The 1,131-nt window shown below is 36.1% G+C and carries 1 protein-coding gene; it reads left to right on the top strand.

Annotation, left to right across the window (positions count from 1 at the left end; all coding sequences use genetic code 11):
• On the top strand, window positions 1-1,131 hold a 1,131-nt coding region (locus AVBRAN9334_RS10065; RefSeq protein WP_336607736.1), incomplete at both ends, for a flagellin hook IN motif-containing protein.

Genomic DNA, 1,131 nt, shown 5'->3' with positions numbered 1-1,131 from the left:
TATAAATGGTGTTACTATTGGTTCTATTGAAGTTAAAGATAAAGATGGAAATGGAGCTTTAAGAGCTGCAATTAACTCTGTAAAAGATCAAACAGGGGTAGAAGCTAGTGTTGATGAAAAAGGAAGATTAGTACTTGCTAATAGAGATGGTAGAGGTATTAAGATAACTGATGGGGTGGATAAGAATTTAGATTTAGCAGCAAATCAAGGTGCTACTACTCCAGATAAACATTTATTATATACAACTGGAGATGCAGCAGCTGGTGTAGCAGCAGCTGGGCAAGACGCAATGGATTTAAGTTTAAAAGCAACTTGGGCTGGTGGTGGAGTTACCACTGCACAAGGTGGTGCAACAGCAATTACTGGTAATGCTAATAAATCTATATTAAACGAAAAAAATACATTTGAAGAAGTTCAAGCAGCTCACTACGAACAAGATGCAAGAATTGCAGCTGATGGTTATAGACAAGGTAAAGCTATTAAACCTGCAACTGATGGTAAAGTAGATTTAAGTGGTGTTAAAGCAGAAGCTCAAGGAGCATTACACGCTTTAGCTAATAATAAAACTCAAACTGCAGATACAGATCAAGCTGCAGCTGCAGCTGCGTTAGTTGCAGTACAAGCAAATCATAATAGTTTAGATGATGCGAATAAAGCTATTGACAATGCTATGAAAGCTCTTCAAAAATTAGTAGATGGTGGTAAGGGTTTAACAATGGATAAAAATGCTGCTGAAGATGCGATAGTATCTCACGCTATGCAACAATTCCTAAAAGGCTTAAAAGAAGGCCTAAATGAAGGTAATAGAGAAGGCTTAAGCAGTATGATAGGTTTAACTAACGATAATAAAACTAACTTCGGAAGATTAAGCTTTTCATCAACTAATGGTAAAGACATAGTTGTAGAAGCTACTAGAGATTATGTTGGGGCTGATAATCAATTACATAGTATGAATATTACAAGTGCAATAGGCTATGATAAAAATGTTTCTGAAAAAACAGTTAGCTTAAGAGAAACTAATGCTACTATAGATAGAGAAACAGCAGATGCAATGGGCTTTAATGCTAATGATTGGCAAGCAACTGATGCAGGAGATAATAAGAATGGTTATGCTGCAGGTGTAATGACACT

The organism is Campylobacter sp. RM9334, from assembly GCF_020138145.1.
In the GTDB taxonomy this organism is placed as follows: domain Bacteria; phylum Campylobacterota; class Campylobacteria; order Campylobacterales; family Campylobacteraceae; genus Campylobacter_E.
This window is presented reverse-complemented; position numbering and strand designations above follow the sequence as displayed.